Origin of the sequence: Amycolatopsis sp. VC5-11 (assembly GCF_037034185.1) — a bacterium.
In the GTDB taxonomy this organism is placed as follows: domain Bacteria; phylum Actinomycetota; class Actinomycetes; order Mycobacteriales; family Pseudonocardiaceae; genus Amycolatopsis; species Amycolatopsis nivea.
Window position 1 is genome coordinate 230,828 of sequence record NZ_JBAGKF010000005.1, and the last position, 17,890, is coordinate 248,717.

The 17,890-nt window shown below is 70.6% G+C and carries 15 protein-coding genes and 1 pseudogene; 13 read left to right on the forward strand and 3 right to left on the reverse strand.

The window, feature by feature from the left end:
* The first annotated feature begins 92 nt into the window (after positions 1-92).
* From fmt to WA670_RS18320, 3 genes are read left to right on the forward strand one after another with little or no spacing between them, the layout of a single operon-like run.
* Entirely contained in the window at positions 93-1,019 is a 927-nt protein-coding gene (gene fmt / locus WA670_RS18310; RefSeq protein WP_134730944.1) for a methionyl-tRNA formyltransferase, read from the forward strand.
* Complete coding sequence (locus tag WA670_RS18315; protein WP_134730942.1) at positions 1,016-2,440, forward strand: RsmB/NOP family class I SAM-dependent RNA methyltransferase; 1,425 nt, start codon at positions 1,016-1,018, stop codon at positions 2,438-2,440. Before fmt ends, WA670_RS18315 begins: the two co-directional genes overlap by 4 nt.
* Positions 2,437-2,943, forward strand: a complete 507-nt coding sequence (locus tag WA670_RS18320; protein ID WP_037814614.1) for a flavoprotein — start codon at positions 2,437-2,439, stop codon at positions 2,941-2,943. The genes WA670_RS18315 and WA670_RS18320 overlap by 4 nt, the downstream gene beginning before the upstream one ends.
* A 64-nt stretch (positions 2,944-3,007) precedes the next feature.
* Here the strand turns inward: WA670_RS18320 and phoA are convergent, their stop codons facing one another.
* On the reverse strand, positions 3,008-4,411 hold the full coding sequence (gene phoA / locus WA670_RS18325) for an alkaline phosphatase (protein ID WP_134730940.1): 1,404 nt from the start codon (positions 4,409-4,411) through the stop codon (positions 3,008-3,010).
* A gap of 169 nt (positions 4,412-4,580) precedes the next feature.
* Between phoA and rpe the strand changes: the two genes are divergently transcribed.
* The 5 genes from rpe (at position 4,581) to WA670_RS18350 (ending at position 8,274) form a co-directional block, all read left to right on the forward strand.
* Positions 4,581-5,264, forward strand: a complete 684-nt coding sequence (gene rpe, locus WA670_RS18330) for a ribulose-phosphate 3-epimerase (protein ID WP_037814617.1) — start codon at positions 4,581-4,583, stop codon at positions 5,262-5,264.
* An 84-nt stretch (positions 5,265-5,348) separates the two neighbouring features.
* Entirely contained in the window at positions 5,349-5,954 is a 606-nt protein-coding gene (locus WA670_RS18335) for a riboflavin synthase (protein WP_037814618.1), read from the forward strand.
* A gap of 33 nt (positions 5,955-5,987) precedes the next feature.
* Complete coding sequence (locus WA670_RS18340) at positions 5,988-7,319, forward strand: bifunctional 3,4-dihydroxy-2-butanone-4-phosphate synthase/GTP cyclohydrolase II (RefSeq protein WP_037814620.1); 1,332 nt, start codon at positions 5,988-5,990, stop codon at positions 7,317-7,319.
* On the forward strand, positions 7,316-7,822 hold the full coding sequence (gene ribH, locus WA670_RS18345) for a 6,7-dimethyl-8-ribityllumazine synthase (protein WP_037814621.1): 507 nt from the start codon (positions 7,316-7,318) through the stop codon (positions 7,820-7,822). The genes WA670_RS18340 and ribH overlap by 4 nt, the downstream gene beginning before the upstream one ends.
* A gap of 5 nt (positions 7,823-7,827) precedes the next feature.
* The gene (locus WA670_RS18350) at positions 7,828-8,274 is read left to right on the forward strand and encodes a PH domain-containing protein (protein ID WP_037814999.1); all 447 of its coding nucleotides are present in this window, start codon (positions 7,828-7,830) and stop codon (positions 8,272-8,274) included.
* 7 nt (positions 8,275-8,281) lie between these two features.
* On the opposite strand, the gene WA670_RS18355 is transcribed toward WA670_RS18350, so the two are convergent.
* Positions 8,282-9,067, reverse strand: a complete 786-nt coding sequence (locus WA670_RS18355) for an exodeoxyribonuclease III (protein ID WP_134666278.1) — start codon at positions 9,065-9,067, stop codon at positions 8,282-8,284.
* Between the two features lie 195 nt (positions 9,068-9,262).
* Between WA670_RS18355 and uvrC the strand changes: the two genes are divergently transcribed.
* The 5 genes from uvrC to WA670_RS18380 all read left to right on the forward strand — a co-directional run bounded on the left by uvrC (position 9,263) and on the right by WA670_RS18380 (position 15,676).
* Positions 9,263-11,281: an excinuclease ABC subunit UvrC gene (uvrC, locus tag WA670_RS18360; protein ID WP_238607435.1), complete on the forward strand. Its 2,019-nt coding sequence runs from the start codon at positions 9,263-9,265 to the stop codon at positions 11,279-11,281.
* A gap of 52 nt (positions 11,282-11,333) precedes the next feature.
* A complete protein-coding gene (rapZ, locus tag WA670_RS18365; protein ID WP_020658140.1) occupies positions 11,334-12,191 on the forward strand; it encodes an RNase adapter RapZ in 858 nt (285 codons plus the stop codon).
* A gap of 1 nt (position 12,192) precedes the next feature.
* Positions 12,193-13,155 carry a gluconeogenesis factor YvcK family protein gene (locus tag WA670_RS18370; protein ID WP_043827416.1) on the forward strand — a complete coding sequence of 321 codons (963 nt, stop codon included), beginning with the start codon at positions 12,193-12,195 and terminating at the stop codon, positions 13,153-13,155.
* A gap of 36 nt (positions 13,156-13,191) precedes the next feature.
* Positions 13,192-14,181, forward strand: coding sequence for a DNA-binding protein WhiA (whiA, locus tag WA670_RS18375; protein WP_093574335.1), 990 nt, complete (start codon positions 13,192-13,194; stop codon positions 14,179-14,181).
* Positions 14,182-14,701: 520 nt separating this feature from the next.
* A complete protein-coding gene (locus WA670_RS18380) occupies positions 14,702-15,676 on the forward strand; it encodes an LLM class flavin-dependent oxidoreductase (RefSeq protein ID WP_336158345.1) in 975 nt (324 codons plus the stop codon).
* A 51-nt stretch (positions 15,677-15,727) separates the two neighbouring features.
* On the opposite strand, the pseudogene WA670_RS18385 reads toward WA670_RS18380, so the two are convergent.
* A pseudogene (locus tag WA670_RS18385) lies at positions 15,728-17,773 on the reverse strand (PQQ-dependent sugar dehydrogenase); the annotation flags it as partial.
* Positions 17,774-17,890 lie beyond the last annotated feature (117 nt).

Genomic DNA, 17,890 nt, shown 5'->3' on the forward strand with positions numbered 1-17,890 from the left:
CCCGCGCCGCGCCGTCGATGCAGGGGTCTTCTAGACTCGCTTCCGATGTCCGACCAGCCTGAAATCCCCTTTTCCCTTCCGGAGGTGCGGTGATGCGTCTCGTTTTCGCCGGCACCCCGGAGCCTGCCGTGCCGTCGTTGCGCGCGCTGATCGAGTCTGAGCGGCACGAGGTCGTCGCGGTCGTCACGCGGCCGGACGCCCAGGCCGGGCGCGGGCGCAAGGTGCTGCGGTCCCCGGTGGGCACGCTCGCCGACGAGCACGGCATCGAGGTGCTCACGCCCGCGCGCGCCGGCGACCCGGCGTTTCTCGCCCGGTTGCGCGAGCTGGAGCCGGACGTCTGCCCGGTCGTCGCGTACGGGGCGTTGCTGCCGCAGTCCGCGCTCGACATTCCCGCGCACGGCTGGGTCAACCTGCATTTTTCGCTGCTGCCCGCGTGGCGCGGCGCGGCACCGGTCCAGGCGGCGATCCGGGCCGGGGACGAGATGACCGGCGCGTCCACCTTCCGGATCGTGAAGGAGCTCGACGCCGGGCCGGTGTTCGGCGTGGTGACCGAGCCGATCGGCCCGGACGACACGTCCGGTGCGCTGCTCGGCAGGCTCGCCGAGTCCGGGGCGCATCTGCTGGTGTCCACCGTGGACGGCATCGAGGACGGCACGCTCCGCGCGGTCGAGCAGCCGGGCGAGGGCATGAGCTACGCGCCGAAGGTGACCGTCGAGGACGCGCGCGTGTCGTTCGCCGACCCGGCTTCCGCGGTCGACCGGCACATCCGTTCGGTCACGCCGGATCCCGGCGCGTGGGCGGAGTTCCGCGGCGAGCGGTTCAAGCTGGGGCCGGTCACCGTGCTCGACGAACCCGGTCCGCGGCCGGGCGAGCTGGTGGTCGAGCGCAAGCGCGTGCTCGTGGGCACGGCGACGAAACCGGTGCGGCTTGGCGAGGTCCAGGCGGCCGGGAAGAAACGGATGGCGGCCACCGACTGGGCGCGCGGCACGAGGATCGACGAAGGAGAGCGCCTCCAGTGAACGAGCGTGGAGAACGGCGGCCGTCGCGGCCGCAGCGGGGCCGTCCGGCTCCGCGCAAACAGGGACCGCGGCGTCCGCCGGAGATCGACCCGGCCCGCCAGGTCGCGTTCGACGTGCTGCGCGCCGTCCGCGAGAAGGACGCGTACGCCAACCTCGTCCTCCCGCAGCTGCTGCGGGAACGTCGCGTGACCGGCCGCGACGCCGCGCTGGCCACCGAACTGACCTACGGCGCCTCTCGTGCGCAGGGCCTGCTCGACGCGGTGATCGCCGCGTGCGCCGACCGGCCGATCGAGAAGACCGACCCGGTGGTGCTCGACGCGCTGCGGCTCGGCGTCTACCAGCTGCTGCGCACCCGGATCCCGGAGCACGCCGCTGTCGGGTCCACTGTGGACCTGGTGCGCGCCGAAGCCGGTTCGTGGGCAACGGGATTCACGAACGCCATCCTGCGCGCGGTGTCCGCGAAGGACGAGACGCAGTGGCTCGACGAACTGACGCCGGACGAGGCCACCGACCCGATCGGCGCGTACGCGCTCCGCACCGCGCACCCGCGCTGGGTCGCCCGGTCGTTCGCGGAAGCGTTGGGGGACAAGGGCGCTGAGCTGAAAGCCGCCCTCGAAGCGGACGACGCCCGCCCCGAGGTGCACCTGGTCGCGCGTCCCGGCGAGATCAGCGCCGACGAACTGGCCGCCATCACCGGCGGCGACCCCGCGCCGTACTCGCCCTACGGCGTCCACCTGCCCGCCGGCGCGGGCGATCCGGCCGACGCGGAACCGGTGCGCGAGCGCCTCGCCGCGGTGCAGGACGAAGGCAGCCAGCTGTGCGCCATCGCCGTCACCAAGGCCCCGCTGGAAGGCTCCGACGAGCGCTGGCTGGACCTGTGCGCGGGCCCCGGCGGCAAAGCGGCGCTGCTCGGCGCGCTGGCCAAGATCAGCGGTGCGCACGTGGACGCCGTCGAGAAGGCCCCGCACCGGGCCCGGCTGATCGAGAACGCGACCGAGGGCCTGCCGGTCACCGTGCACGTCGCCGACGGTCGTGAATCCGGCCTCGAACCGGGTTACGACCGGATCCTGGTCGACGCCCCGTGCAGCGGTCTTGGCGCGCTCCGCCGACGCCCGGAAGCCCGGTGGCGCCGCAAGCCGTCGGACGTCGCGGACCTCACCAAACTGCAAGGCGAACTCCTGATGGCGGCGCTGGACCTGGTGCGTCCGGGCGGCATCGTCACGTACGTCGTGTGTTCGCCGCATCTGGCCGAAACCGAAGGCGTGGTAGGCGAAACCGCCCGCCGGACCAAGTCCGAGATCGTCGACGCCCGCGAGTTCTTCCCGGACGTCCCGCAACTCGGCGACGGCCCGTACGTCCAGCTGTGGCCCCACCGACACGGCACCGACGCGATGTTCTGCGCGGTGCTGCGCAAGCCGTGACAGATCTGGGTTTGGTCGCCAGCTCGTGCGGCGGACTGGACACCCGGTTCACCGACGAGCTGGCGAAACCAGCGGTAGCCCGAGGCTGGCGGCTGGCCGTCACCCTCACGCCGACCGCCTGGGGCTGGCTGAAAGCGACCGGCGGGCTGGGCGAACTCGAAGCCACGACGGATCTTCCGGTGCGCAGCACGTCCCGCCTTCCCGGCGAGCCGCGTCCGCATCCGGATCCGAAGGTGTTCCTTTTCGCGCCCGCTTCGGCGAACTCGGTGGCGAAGCTGGCGCTGGGGATCGCGGACAACCAGGCGCTCACGTTGCTCGGCGATGTCCTTGGCGCGCCAGGGATCACGATCGTCGTGGCCTACCAGATCCAGCCGACCCGGGAGCACCATCCGGCTTGGCGGCGGCATCTGGACACGTTGGCCGAGGCGGGCGTCCGGCTGCACCGGCTCGACCCGCGCCGACCCTGGTCGGAAGCGCTCGATCTGCTGCCCTCTCCTGCGTGAAAAGCCGTGAAGGGCTCCTTGAGGGAATCAGATTCCCTCAAGGAGCCCTTCACGGACTTCAGGCTCAGCGGAGGCGAAGAGCGCGCTTCACGGTGCCGAACAGGTCGGTCTGGTTGGTCAGCCCGACGACGTTCGCCGCCTGCGGCCCGTAAGCCGCGATCCGGACCTGCGTGCCGGTGTGCTCCATCGAGGAACCCGGCAGCGCGGTGCCGTAGTTGAGGGTCATGTTCACGCCCTCATTGGTGATCAGCGTGGCAGTCTGCCCAGGCGTCTTGGCGTCGTTGGACACGATCTGGCTGGTGTGCCCGTGGTCCGCGGTCACCACAACCAGCGTGTCGGTGTGGCTGCGCGCATACGCGAGCCCGGCGGCGACAGCGGCGTCGAAGTCGATCGTCTCGCCGATCTGCCCGCACGGGTCGGCCGCGTGGTCCTGCTTGTCGATCGACGCACCCTCCACCTGGAGGAAAAATCCCTTGTTGCTGCGGCGGTCTTCCAGCAGCTGCAACGCCTTCTGCGTCTGCGCCACCAGCTTCGGCTGAGTCTTCGGCAGCGCCGGGTTCGCGGTGCAGCGGGTCGGTGCGGTGCCGCCCTGCGTCGCCTTCGGGCCGGTCCAGTTCACCGGCAGGTTGCCCGGCGCGAACAGCCCGAGCAGCGGCTTGCCGGGACGCGCCTTGGCGAGGTCGTCAGCGGTGTTGACCACGGTGTACCCGGCGGCCTTGGCTTGCTCCAGCACCGGCTTGCCCTTGAACTGCCCGGCGGTCGCCTTCTGGTCGAAGTACTTCGCGCCGCCGCCGAGGAGCACATCCGGGCGGGTCTGCACGAGCTGCTCGGAGATCGAGCCCGCGCCGCCGTTCTCCTTGGCGTTCCGCGCGCACTTCTTGGTCGTCTCGTCCGGGCCCTTGCAGTCACGGTCGACGACGTGCGCGCCGAGCACGGCCGGGGTCGCGTCCTGGACCTCGGCGGTGGTCACGTCGCCGGTGCGCAGGCCGCTGCGCTTGGCGAGTTCGAGCAGCGTCGGGACCGGGTTGCCGTAGGCGTCCACGGAAATCGCGCCGTTGTAGGTCTTCGTGCCGGTCGCCCAGCCGGTGCCCGACGCCGCGGAGTCGGTGACGTAGTCCGGCTTCGCCGGGTTGCCCTTCTCGACCGCGTACGTGGTGTAGTCGCCGGTCAGCGGGAATTCGTCCATCGCGAGCCGCCCGGCCGCACCGCGCTCGTAGTTGCGCGCCGAGGTGATCTCGGACTGGCCCATGCCGTCGCCGATGAACAGGATGACGTTGCGCGCGTGCCCGCCCTGGATCGCCTGGCGGATCTCCTGCGTGCGGTCGCCCGCACCGGCCGAAGCGGCCCGCGCGCCCTGGTCGTCCTGGTTGCCCTGCGCGGCGATCGCGACCGGGGCGGCGGCGACCATCGCGACGCCGAGCGCGCCCGCGGCCAGCCACTTGCGGCGGCCTGCCAAGACCGTTCTCATGGTTCTCCTCGAAGTGCCTCTCGTCCGGAACTTCCGGACGTGACCCATTAGTGCTCGACGATGTGTTCGACGCGGAGAATCCGGATGAGCGCCGGATGTCCGTAAAGCGAACTCCGGTGCGGTCACGGCCGGTGAACAGGCCGGAACCGGGTCCTTTTACACTCGGGTCGTGGCTTCACCTCTCATCGCACCCAGCATCCTGTCCGCCGACTTCGCCAAGCTCGGCGAGGAGATCGCGGCCGTCGCGCGCCCCGGGGAGACCCGGGCCGACTGGGTGCACGTGGACGTCATGGACGCGCACTTCGTGCCCAACCTGACCCTCGGCCTGCCGGTGGTCCAGTCGATCCTCAAGTCCACCGACGTCCCCATCGACTGCCACCTGATGATCGACGACCCGGACCGCTGGGCGATCGGCTACGCCGAGGCCGGCGCGTACAACGTCACGGTGCACGTGGAAGCCGCCGCGGACCCGGTCATGCTGGCGAAGAACCTGCGTGCCGCGGGCGCGAAGGCCGGGCTGTCGATCAAGCCGGGCACGCCGCTCGAACCGCACCTGGAAACCCTCAAGCACTACGACACGCTGCTCGTCATGTCGGTCGAACCGGGCTTCGGCGGGCAGTCGTTCATCGCCGACGTGCTCGACAAGGTGCGCACCGCGCGCCGGCTGGTCGACACCGGGCACCTCAAGCTGGTCGTCGAGATCGACGGCGGGATCAACTCCGACACCATCGAACAGGCCGCCGAAGCGGGCGTCGACTGCTTCGTCGCGGGCTCGGCCGTCTACGGGGCCGAGGACCCGGGTCGCGCCGTCGCCGCGCTGCGCGAACAGGCCGCCCGCCTCCGCGTCGGCTGACGTTCCGGCCGGGGAAGCTCCCGGGGCCGGGCGGGTGTTGGATGGAGGGGTCGCCGAAGACGGCGGCCGGGCGAGGAGGCAGCAGTGTTCACGGGAATTGTCGAAGAGGTCGGCGAGGTCACCGCGGTCGAGCAGTTCACCGACGCGGCTCGGCTCACCGTCCGCGGCCCGCTGGTCACCTCGGACGCGGGCCACGGCGATTCGATCGCGGTCAGCGGCGTCTGCCTGACCGTCGTCACGGTCTCCGGCGGCGAGTTCACCGTCGATGTGGTGAACGAAACACTCCAGCGTTCGAGCCTCGCGAAGGTGGCCGTCGGCGACGCGGTGAACCTCGAGCGCGCGACCCCGGCGGGCGGACGGCTCGGCGGGCACATCATGCAGGGCCACGTGGACGGCACCGGCGTCTTCGTCTCCCGCGACGAGCGCGGCGTGACGACGTTCTCCCTGCCCCCGGCCTTGTCGCGGTACGTCGTGGAGAAGGGTTCGATCGCCGTCGACGGCGTTTCGCTCACCGTCGCGAGCATCTCCGAGGACCGGTTTTCGGTCGCGCTGATCCCCACCACGCTCGAGGTGACGACCCTCGGCAGGCGGCAGGAAGGTGACCACGTGAACCTCGAAGTGGACGTCGTCGCGAAGTACGTGGAGAAGCTCACTGCGCCACACGTGGCGGCGAACGCGCACAATGTGTGACATCCACCCGGCGGCGGCAGCGAAGGAGCACCCGTGAGCGAGACGAAGGCGGCCGAGCCGCAGACCGGATGGACCCCGTGCGGAGCAGGCGCGGCGGTCGACGTGGACGCCATCGAGGCGGCGATCGCGGACATCGCCGCCGGGCGTGCGGTGGTCGTCGTGGACGACGAGGACCGCGAGAACGAGGGCGACCTCATCTTCGCCGCCGAGAAGGCGACGCCGGAGCTGCTCGCCTTCATGGTGCGCTACACCTCGGGCTACGTGTGCGTCGCGCTGACCGAATCCGAGGCGGACCGGCTCGACCTGCCGCCGATGTACCACACGAACCAGGACCAGCGCGGCACCGCGTACAGCGTCACGGTCGACGCGGCGGAGGGCATCAGCACCGGCATCTCCGGCACCGACCGCGCGCACACCACCCGGCTGCTGGCCGACCCCGAAGCCACCGCGAAGGACTTCCGCCGACCCGGGCACGTGGTGCCGCTGCGCGCCAAGGAAGGCGGCGTGCTGCGCCGGCCCGGTCACACTGAAGCGGCGGTCGACCTGGCCCGGCTGGCCGGTCTGCACCCGGCGGGCGCGCTCTGCGAGATCGTGTCGCAGAAGGACGAGGGCGACATGGCCCGGCGCGACGAGCTGGAAGTGTTCGCCGCCGACCACGACCTCAAGATCATCTCCATCGCGGACCTCATCGCTTACCGGCGGCGCACCGAGAAGCAGGTCGAGCGCGTCGCCGAGGCGCGGATCCCGCTGGCCGCGGGGGAGTTCCGCGCGGTCGGGTACGACAGCCTGCTCGACGGGATCGAGCACGTCGCCTTCGTGTACGGCGAGATCGGCGACGGCGAGGACATCCTGGTCCGGGTGCACTCCGAATGCCTCACCGGCGACGTGTTCGGCTCGCTGCGCTGCGACTGCGGCCCGCAGCTGGACGCCGCGCTGCAGAAGGTGGCCGACGAGGGCCGCGGGGTCGTGCTGTACATCCGCGGGCACGAGGGCCGCGGCATCGGCCTGCTGCACAAGCTGCAGGCGTACCAGCTGCAGGACGCGGGCGCGGACACCGTCGACGCGAACCTGGCGCTGGGCGTCCCGGCGGACGCGCGCGACTATGGCACCGGCGCGCAGATCCTGTGCGACCTCGGCGTCCGGTCGATGCGGCTGCTCACGAACAACCCGGCGAAGCGGGTTGGCCTCGAGGGCTACGGCCTGCGCGTCACCGGGCGGGTCGCGCTGCCGATCTCGCCGAACCCGGAAAACCTGCGGTACCTGCGCACCAAGCGCGACCGGATGGGGCACGACCTCAGCCAGCTCGAGCACTACGACCAGGTCGGCGCGTCCGACCCGGGCACCGAGGAGGACACCACGCGATGAGCGGCGAGGGGCGGCCGGAAGCCGCGCTCGACCTGCGCGACTGCAAGTCCCTGCGGCTGGCGGTCGTCGCGACGCGGTGGAACGCGAAGATCACCGACGTGCTGCTGGAGCGCGCGCTCGCCGCGGCGAAGGACGCCGGGCTCGAGGAAGAGCCCACGGTCATCCGGGTGGCGGGCGCGGTGGAGCTTCCGGTCGCGGCGCAGGCGCTCGCGCGCAACCACGACGCGGTCGTCGCGCTGGGCGTCGTGATTCGCGGCGGCACCCCGCACTTCGAGTACGTGTGCGACGCGGTCACCGCCGGTTTGACCCGGGTCGCGCTCGACGAGAGCACCCCGGTCGGCAACGGCGTGCTGACCTGCGACACCGAGCAGCAGGCGCTGGACCGCTCCGGCATGCCCGGCTCCGTGGAGGACAAAGGCTACGAGGCGGCCGTGGCGGCGCTCGACACCGCGCACGTGCTGCGCGGTCTCGGCAAGCCGTGGACCGAGCGGGGATTCGTGTGAGCGTGATGACCGAGCAGCAGACCGCCCTGGTGATCCGGCCGCGCCGGGCGCTGATCATGTGCAGCGTGCTCGCGGTGGCGCTGCTCGCGGCGTTCGTGGTGGTGGCGGTCCTGCTGCGCAGTTCGCACACCGGCGTCGTGTTCGAGGCGTCGGACCAGATCGCGATGATCGGCATCGGCGTCGCGCTGTCGGCGGGCACGATGCTGTTCGGCAACGCCCGCGTCCGCGCGGACGCCACCGGCATCGAGGTCCGCAACGTGCTGGCGCGGCGGGTTTTCACCTGGGATCAGGTGCTGTCGATCAGCTTCCCGGACGGGGCTTCGTGGGCCCGGCTGGAACTGCCGGACGACGAGTACTTCTCGGTGATGGCCGTGCAGGCAGTGGACCGCGAACGCGCGGTGACGGCGGTGCGCGCGCTGCGCCGGTTGCACCGCGCCGCCACCGAGGCCTGAGTTTCTCCTACAGCTCCAGATCCACGACGATCGGCGCGTGGTCGGACGGTTGCTTGCCCTTGCGGGCTTCGCGATCCACGTAGGAATCGGTGACCGCCTTGGCGAAAACCTCGTTCCCGTAGACGAGGTCGATGCGCATTCCCTTGTTGTTGGGGAAGTTCCCGCCGCGGTAGTCCCAGTACGTGAACGGGTGGTCGTACTTCAGCGGCCGCGGGAACACGTCCGACAGTCCCGCGTCGCGGAGCTTCTTGAGCGCGGCCCGTTCGGGTTCGGTGACGTGCGTGGATTCGGCGAACAGCGAGATGTCCCAGACGTCCTCGTCCGTCGGCGCGACGTTGAAATCGCCGAGCACCGCGAACGGGCGCGCGTGGTTCAGTTCTTCGCCGACGAGGTCGCCGAGCTTCTCGAACCACTCGAGTTTGTAGGCGTAGTGCGGGTTTTCCGGCTCGCGCCCGTTCGGCACGTACACCGACCAGACGCGGATCCCGCCGCACGTCGCGCCGATCGCGCGCGCCTCGGCCTTCCCGTCGAAGCCCGGCTCGCCCGGCAGCCCGCGCACCACGTCGTCGAGCCCGATCTTGGAGAGGATCGCGACGCCGTTCCACCGCCCCAGCCCGTACGCTGCGACCTCGTACCCGCGCGCGGTGATCTCGTCGGCGGGGAAGGCTTCGGTGGTGTTCTTGAGCTCCTGAAGGCACAGAACGTCCGGAGCGGTGCTGTCGAGCCAGTCGAGCACGCGCGGCAGCCGGGGAACGATGGAGTTCACGTTCCAGGTGGCGACGCGGACGGTCATGGCTGCTCCTGATCGTTCGGCGGGTCGGCGAGGCTAGGCTACGGCAGCCCAGTTCCGTGCCTCGGGACGCCTTCCGCCGCACGACCCCCAGGGGACGCGAGCACACTGTCGCTCGCGAACGTCGCGGCCCGGCACCCCTGCCCGCAGCAAGGGGTCTCACGGAAACTGTCGGACCCTCGCCATACAGTGGGGCACGTGGCTGATCCGACCACCTACCGACCTCAGCCGGGGAGCATCCCGGACTCGCCTGGCGTCTACAAGTTCCGCGACGACGCCAAGCGGGTCATCTACGTCGGCAAAGCGAAGAGCCTCCGCAGCAGGCTCAACTCGTACTTCGCCGACCTGTCCGGCCTTCATCCGCGCACGCGGCAGATGGTCACCACCGCGGCGAGCGTCGAGTGGACCGTCGTCGGCACCGAGGTCGAGGCGCTCCAGCTGGAGTACAACTGGATCAAGGAGTTCGACCCGCGGTTCAACGTCCGCTACCGCGACGACAAGAGCTACCCGGTCCTCGCGGTCACGCTGAACGAGGAGTTCCCCCGGCTGCACGTCTACCGCGGCGCGCGCAAGAAGGGCGTCCGCTACTTCGGGCCGTACTCGCACGCGTGGGCGATCCGCGAGACGCTCGACCTTCTCCTGCGCGTTTTCCCCGCCCGCACCTGTTCCGCCGGCGTCTTCCGCCGCCACGGGCAGATCGGGCGGCCGTGCCTGCTCGGCTACATCGACAAGTGCTCGGCTCCGTGCGTCGGCCGGGTGTCGGCGGACGAGCACCGGGCGATCGTCGAGGACTTCTGCGACTTCCTCGCCGGCCGCACGGACGCGATGGTGAAGCGGCTCGAACGCGAGATGGCCGCCGCTTCCGAGGAGCTGGAGTTCGAGCGCGCCGCGCGGCTGCGGGACGATCTGGGCGCGTTGCGGCGCGCGATGGAGAAACAAGCCGTGGTCTTCGGCGACGGCACGGACGCCGATGTCGTCGCGTTCGCGCACGACGAGCTGGAAGCCGCCGTCCAGGTGTTCCACGTGCGCGGCGGGCGCGTGCGCGGGCAGCGCGGCTGGGTGATCGACAAGGCCGAGGAAATGGACGTCCAGGCGCTGGTCGACCACTTCCTCACCCAGTTCTACGGCGAGGAATCCGACCGCGCGGGCCGCGACGACGTCGAGACCGGTCCGGTCGTCCCGCGCGAGGTGCTGGTGCCGGAGCTGCCCGCGGACGCCGACGCGGTCGCGGAGTGGCTGTCCGGCCTGCGCGGGTCGCGGGTACGGCTGCGGGTCGCGCAGCGCGGAGACAAGAAGGCGCTCGCGGAAACGGTGGAGCGCAACGCCAAGGAAGCGTTCACCCAGCACAAACTGCGCCGCGCGGGCGATCTCACCGCGCGGTCCGCGGCGCTGCAGGAACTTCAGGACTACCTGGCGCTCGACAGCGCGCCGCTGCGCATCGAATGCATCGACATCAGCCACATCCAGGGCAGCGACGTCGTGGCGTCGCTGGTGGTGTTCGAGGACGGGCTGCCGCGCAAGTCCGAGTACCGCAAGTTCGCGCTGCGCGAGGCGGCGACGGAGGGCGACGTCGCGTCCATCGCCGAGGTCGTGCGGCGGCGGTTCTACCGGTACCTCAAGGAAACGGCCGAAAACGCCGAGGAGACAACGGAAACCGCGTCGGAGACCGCGGACGAGGCGGTCCGGCCGGTGCGCGCCGGGATCGACCCGGAGACCGGCCGCCCGCGCAAGTTCGCCTACCCGCCCAACCTGCTGGTCGTCGACGGCGCGGGCCCGCAGGCCACCGCGGCCGCGGACGTGCTCGCCGAACTGGGCATCACCGACATCGCCGTCGTCGGGCTCGCGAAGCGGCTCGAAGAGGTGTGGCTGCCCGGCGAACCGGATCCGATGATCCTGCCGCGCACGTCGGACGCGCTGTATCTGCTGCAGCGGCTTCGCGACGAGGCGCACCGGTTCGCCATTCGCTACCACCGCGAAAAGCGCGCCAAGCGCATGCAGACGTCCGAATTGGACAGTGTGCCCGGACTCGGGCAGGCTCGGCGCACCGCGCTGATCAAGCACTTCGGCTCGGTGAAAAAGCTCAAACAGGCCCGGGTCGAGGAAATCGAAGCGGTGCCCGGCTTCGGCAGGCGCACTGCCGAGGCCGTGGTGGCGGCACTGGCCGGGGAGACCGGCGCCGCACCGCGGGCAGTACCGGGAGGGGACCAGGGGTCGTGATCGGGAAGGAAGCACAGACGTGAGTGCGGAAGAGGAAAAGCGGGGCAGCGGGATGGAGGTCGCGGTCGTCAGCGGCCTGTCCGGCGCGGGCCGCTCCACGGCGGCCAAATGCCTGGAGGACCTCGGCTGGTTCGTGGTCGACAACCTGCCGCCGGAGCTGATCGCCACCATGGTCGAGCTCGGCGCGCAGGCACGGGGGGCGATCACGAAGGTTGCGGTGGTGATGGACGTGCGCTCGCGCGCGTTCACCGACGACCTCGCCTCGGTCATCAAGGACCTCGACGCGCGCGGGTACAAGCCGCGCGTGCTGTTCCTGGAGGCCACCGACGCGGTGCTGGTGCGCCGCTTCGAGTCGGTCCGCCGCGGCCACCCGATGCAGGGCGACGGCAGGCTCGCCGACGGCATCACCGCCGAGCGCAAACTGCTTTCGCCGCTGCGCGAGGAAGCCGACCTGGTGCTCGACACGTCCGCGCTGTCGGTGCACGACCTGCGCGCGAAAATAGAGGACGCGTTCGGTTCCGAGGCCAGCACGCAGACCCGCGTCACCGTGCTGTCCTTCGGCTACAAGTACGGTTTGCCGATGGACGCCGACCTGGTGATGGACGTGCGGTTCCTGCCGAACCCGTTCTGGATCCCGGAGCTGCGCGAGCACACCGGCCTCGACGGCGAGGTGCGCAACTACGTGCTGTCGCAGGAAGGCGCCGAGGAATTCCTCGACCGCTACCACCAGCTGCTGCGGCTCATCGGCGCGGGCTACAAGCGCGAGGGCAAGCGGTACCTGACGCTCGCGGTCGGCTGCACCGGCGGCAAGCACCGCAGCGTCGCGATCTCCGAGGAACTCGCCCAGCGACTGTCCAATGAGGACGGCATGGCAGTAAAGGTGGTGCACCGGGATCTTGGCCGGGAGTGACGTGCGCGCGGTGGCGCTGGGCGGAGGACACGGGCTGCACGCGACGCTGACCGCGCTCCGGCGGATCACCCGCGCCGTCACGGCGGTGGTCACGGTGGCCGACGACGGCGGGTCGTCCGGCAGGCTGCGGCGCGAACTGGGGCTGCTGCCGCCGGGCGACCTGCGCCAGGCGTTCGCCGCCTTCGCCGCGGAGGACGGCGGGCGGCTGTGGGCGGAGGTGTTCCAGCACCGCTTCGGCGGCGACGGCGCGCTCGCCGGGCACGCGGTCGGCAACCTGCTGCTCGCCGGGCTGTTCGAGGTGCTCGGCGACCCGGTGGCCGCGCTCGACGAGGCGAGCAGGCTGATGGGCATCTCCGGCCGGGTGCTGCCGATGTCGCCGGAGCCGCTGGAGATCGAGGGCGAGGTCAGCGGCCTGGACAGCGAAGACCCGGACGCGATCCGGCGCATCCGCGGCCAGGTCGCGGTCGCGAGCACGCCCGGCCAGGTGCACCGCATCACGCTGCACCCGGCCGGCCGCCAGGAGCGCCCGCCGCGCGGCTGCCCGGAGGCGATCGAGGCGGTGCTGGAGGCGGACGTCGTGTTCCTCGGCCCCGGCTCGTGGTTCACCAGCGTGCTGCCGCATCTTCTGGTCCCGGATCTGCACGACGCGCTCGTGCGCACGACGGCGACGAAGGTCGTCGTGCTGAACTTGGTCCCCCAACCGGGGGAAACCGGCGGATTCTCCCCGGAGCGGCATCTGGACGTACTCTTCGAGCACGCGCCCGCGCTGCGGGTCGACGCCGTCGTCGCGGACCGTGATTCCGTCCCTGACCCGGCAAGCCTGCGCCGGGCGGCCGAACGCCTCGGGGCGAGGGCCTGCCTGGGGGCGGTGGCCGACCCGGTCGTGGCGGGACGGCATGATCCTGGTGCGCTCGCCCAGTGCATGCGAGAGGCACTCGGCCTCGGCGGGGAGCACTGTGGGTGACGGCGGGCGCGCAGCGAAAGGCAGGAGGGGCAGTACATGGCGATGACCGCCGCGGTGAAAGACGAACTGAGCCGGCTCGAGATCACGAAGATCGGGCCGCGCCGGGCGGAGGTCGCGTCGCTGCTTCGCTTCGCGGGCGGGCTGCACATCGTGGCCGGCCGGGTGGTGGTCGAAGCGGAGCTGGACACGGGTTCGGTCGCGCGGCGGCTGCGCAAGGAGATCCACGAGCTGTACGGACATCATTCGGACGTCCACGTGATCACCGCGAGCGGCGGCCTGCGCAAGGGGACGCGCTACGTCGTGCGCGTGGTGAAGGACGGCGAGGGCCTGGCGCGCCAGACGGGTTTGATCGACCAGCGCGGCCGCCCCGTGCGCGGCCTGCCCGCCGCCGTGGTGTCCGGCGGAGTGGCCGACGCCGAAGCAGCCTGGCGCGGCGCCTTCCTGGCCCACGGTTCGCTGACTGAACCGGGCCGCTCGTCTTCCCTGGAAGTGACCTGCCCCGGCCCGGAAGCGGCCTTGGCCCTGGTCGGCGCGGCGCGGCGGATGGGCATCCAAGCGAAGTCCCGTGAAGTGCGGGGCGCGGACCGCGTCGTGGTCCGAGACGGCGACGCCATCGGCGCCCTGCTGACCCGTCTGGGCGCGCACACGAGCGTGCTGCAGTGGGAAGAACGCCGGATGCGCCGGGAAGTGCGAGCGACCGCCAACCGCCTCGCGAACTTCGACGACGCGAACCTGCGCCGCTCGGCCCGCGCCGCCGTGGCCGCGGCCGCCCGGGTGGAACGCGCCTTGGAGATCCTCGGCGACACCGCTCCCGACCACCTGCTCGCCGCCGGACGTCTGCGCCTGTCGAACCGCCAGGCGTCGCTCGAGGAACTGGGCCAGCTCTCCGACCCGCAGATGACGAAAGATGCCGTGGCCGGACGGATCCGCCGGCTGCTGGCGATGGCGGACAAGCGGGCGAAGGAACTGAGCATCCCGGACACCGAATCGGCGGTGACCCCGGAAATGCTGGAAGAAGAAGCCTGACACGCTTGACGGCGGGGTTCTAGGCGGGGATGCCTAGCCCCGCCGCGGTGGTTTGGCTGGGGGAGAGCGGCCTGCCTGGCCCGGTTTGTGGCTTTCTCAGGTGGAAGCCCGCTTCGCCCGGTCGCGTTGGTCTGGCGGCCAGCCTGCTCCGTTCGCGGTGGCTGGCGAGGGTCGACCCGCCAAGATCCGCGCGACAAGAAGCCGCGTCGGAGGATCAGCCGTGGTCGCCCGGGGCCTGCGTGATCGTTGGCGGGAGTCTCGTGAGTGTTCATGCCGGTTCTAACCGGCAAAAACGCTCACGAGAGTGCGCCCGCCGAAGAACCTCGCCACGCTGGCCGAGCCCGGCATCATCCCTTGCCCCGCGAACCTCCCGCTACGCCTTCCGTACCACGCCCCACCCCACCCTGCGCTTTCCGCACCACCTGCCCGCCCCCCAACCGCGCCGTCCCGGCCGTCAAGACTTCGTCCACAGTGGACAAATCACCCCCGCCACACCACCGTCTTCGCTACCGTAGGGGGCATGATCGATCTGCCGCTCTCCGCACTTGAACTCGCGCTGGTCGAGGCCGGGCAGTCGGCCACCGCGGCGCTCGAACCGCTCTCCGCTGTCGCGCGCCGGGTCGACGAGCTCGGCTACCGCAGGCTCTGGTTTGCCGAGCATCACGGTTCCCCGGCCATCGCCAGTGCCTCCCCGCAGGTGCTCGCGGCGCACGCGGGTGCGGTGACGTCCCGGGTCCGGGTCGGGTCCGGCGGCGTTCTCGCGCCCAATCACGCCCCGTTCGCGTTGGCGGAGCAGTTCGGCACCCTGTCCGCGCTCAACGGCGGCCGGGTCGATCTCGGGGTGGGACGGGGGCCGGGCGCGCTCGATCCGGACATCATCCGGGCGCTGCGCCGCGGAGCCGAGCCAGCCCAGGAAGCCGACTATCACGCTGACGTTGACGAGCTCCTGAAGCATCTCGGCAGCGACAAGGTCCTCCCCGGCGGAGTGACCGTGCCGGAGCCGTGGCTGCTCAGTTCCAGTCCGGCGGGCGCGGAGGTGGCAGCTGAGCGCGGGTTGCCGATCGCGTTCGCGCATCACATCCGGCCGGACAACACGGCGCCCTCGCTGGAGCGGTACCGGGAGAAGTTCCGGCCGTCGAAGTGGCGCTTCGAGCCGTACGTGCTGTTGTGCGTCGAGACGATCTGCGCGGACACCGAGGCCGAAGCCGAATACCTCTCCGGGCCGATGAACGTCCTCAAGTCCCATCTGCTCACCGGCGGCGGGGGAGACCAGCCGATGCTCACGCCGGACGAGGCCGCCGGGTACGAGTTCGCGCCGGAGATGGTTCCGCAGCTCGAACACTTCCGCGCGGCTCAGGCGTACGGCGAGCGGGAGCAGGTCCAGGCGCGGCTCGCGGAGCTGGCGAAGCAGACCGGCGCGGACGAAATCATGGTCACGGTCCCCGTCTTCGACGCGAAGGCGCGAATCCGCTGCTACGAACTGGTGAAAGAATAAGGTGCGGCAGGGGTGACCGGCGCCGCTCCGGTCACCCCTGCCGCGGCTTTATCCGGCGAACGCCGCGCCGGGGAACTTCAGCTGCACCACCACGTTGTCGATGGTGTCCGGCGTGCCGCCGAGCTTGTCGTTGTTCGTCGAGGTCACCCAGAGGCGCCCGTCCGGCGTCTTGGTCACCGAGCGCAGCCGGCCCCAGCGGCCGGAGAACACCGCCGACACGGTGCCCACGCTGTCGCCCTTGATCTGCGTCGCGAACAACTGCTTGCCGGTCACCGCCGCGATGTAGATCCAGTCGTTCACGATCTCGATGCCCGACGGCCCGGCCTGCGAGGTCGGCCACGTCTTCTTCGGCGCGATCGTCCCCTTGCAGTCGCCGATCGTGCCCTCGCACGCCGACCAGCCGTAGTTGCCGCCCTTCTGGATCAGGTTCAGCTCGTCCTGGCTGCTCTCGCCGAACTCCGACGACCACAGCCGCCCCTGCGAATCCCAGGCGAGGCCCTGCGGGTTGCGGTGCCCGTAGCTCCAGACGTACCGCGCGTTGCCGCCGGTGGCGTAGAACGGGTTGTCGCTCGGCGCGGAACCGTCCGGGTTGAGCCGGAGGATCTTGCCGTTGAGCGAGCTCTTGTTCTGCGCGTTGGCCTTGACCTTCGCGTCGCCGACGGTGGCGTACAGCTTGCCGTCCGGGCCGAACGCGATCCGGCCGCCGTTGTGGTACTGGTTCTTCGACATCCCGGTCAGCACCGGCGTGGTGGTCTTCGACAGCGTGGCGCCGTCGTAGGTGACCTTCACGATCCGGTTGTCGCTGGACGACGTGTGGTACAGGTACACCGCGTGGTCGGTGTTCCACTGCGGCGAAATCGCCAGCCCGAGCAGGCCGCCCTCGCCGTTCGTGGTGACCACGCCGGGGATCTTGCCGAGCGTCGTCTTCTTGCCGTCCGGGGTGATCTGCAGCAGTTCGAACCGGTCCCGTTCGGTCACCAAGGCGTTGCCGTTCGGCAGGAAACCGACCGCCCAGCCGAGGTCGACCTTCGCGATGTCCTTGTCGTACGACGGGATTCCGCCGCCCGCACCGCTGCTGCTGGTCGTCTTCGCGGTGACCGCGTTGCTCGCCGCGGAGGCGTTTCCGTTGGGGTCACGGGCTTTCACTGTGAACGTGTAGGACGTGTTCGGCTTGAGGTCGGTGACCGTCGCCGAAGTCTGCGACGTGGTCGAGACGACGGTGCCGCCCTGGTACACGTCATAGCCCGCGATCGAGCCGCTGTCGTCGGTGGAAGCCTTCCAGGACAACGAAATGCTGTCCGAAGTGCTGCCGGTGACCTTGAGCGAACCGGGCACGCTCGGCGGGGTTTTGTCGTCGCTGGGCGGGGTTTTCACGCCGACGACGTTGCTCGGCTGGGACGGGTTGCCCGCCGCGTCGTAGGCGATCACCGAAATGTCGTACGACGTGTTCGGCGTCAGCTGGTCGACGGTCGCCGAGGTGGTCTTGCCGTCCACGACCTTCAGCGTGTTGCCGCCGCGGTTGATCTCGTACCGCGTGACGCCGACGTTGTCCGTCGCCGCGTCCCAGCGGAAATCGGCCGCGGTGGGCCGGATGTTCGACGCCTGGAAGTTCTTCGGCGGCGTCGGCGGCTCGGTGTCGACCGGGGCGCTGAAGCTGTCGGTGATCTTGTCGGTGTTGGGCCCGCCGTTCGCGGACGCCGAAACGGTGCGGACGTGGTTGACGCCCGCGGTGAGCTGGACGGTCGCAGTGACGGTCTTCCACGTCGTCCAGGAACCCGTGCCGGGGAAGGAAACCGTGCCCTTGTCGCCGCCGTCGACCACGAGCTTCATCGGCCGGTCGTCGGCGGTTCCGTTGGCATAGCGGAAAGTCAGCGTGTGCGTGCCGGCCTGTGCCGCGTTGACCGAGTAGTCGGCGTAGCTGCCGACGACGTTTTCGAAATCCACGAATCCCTTGCCGGAGTAGCCGGAGTGGTTCGTGGCGATTTTGGCCTGGGAGAGCGTCGCGTCCTCGGACTCGTAATCCCCGGTCGCCGCGGTGGCGGTCACGGGGGTCAGCAGTGCGCAGCCGAGCGCGGTCGCCGCGGTACCGGCGAACAGCGCGCTCAACGTCGAGCGTCGTGCCACGGGGGCCTCCTGCTTGAGGGGGATCGGGGCGGCGGCGGGGAACTGCACGGTCTTCGTTAGGAAAGTTTCCTATTTATCGGGACAGATCAC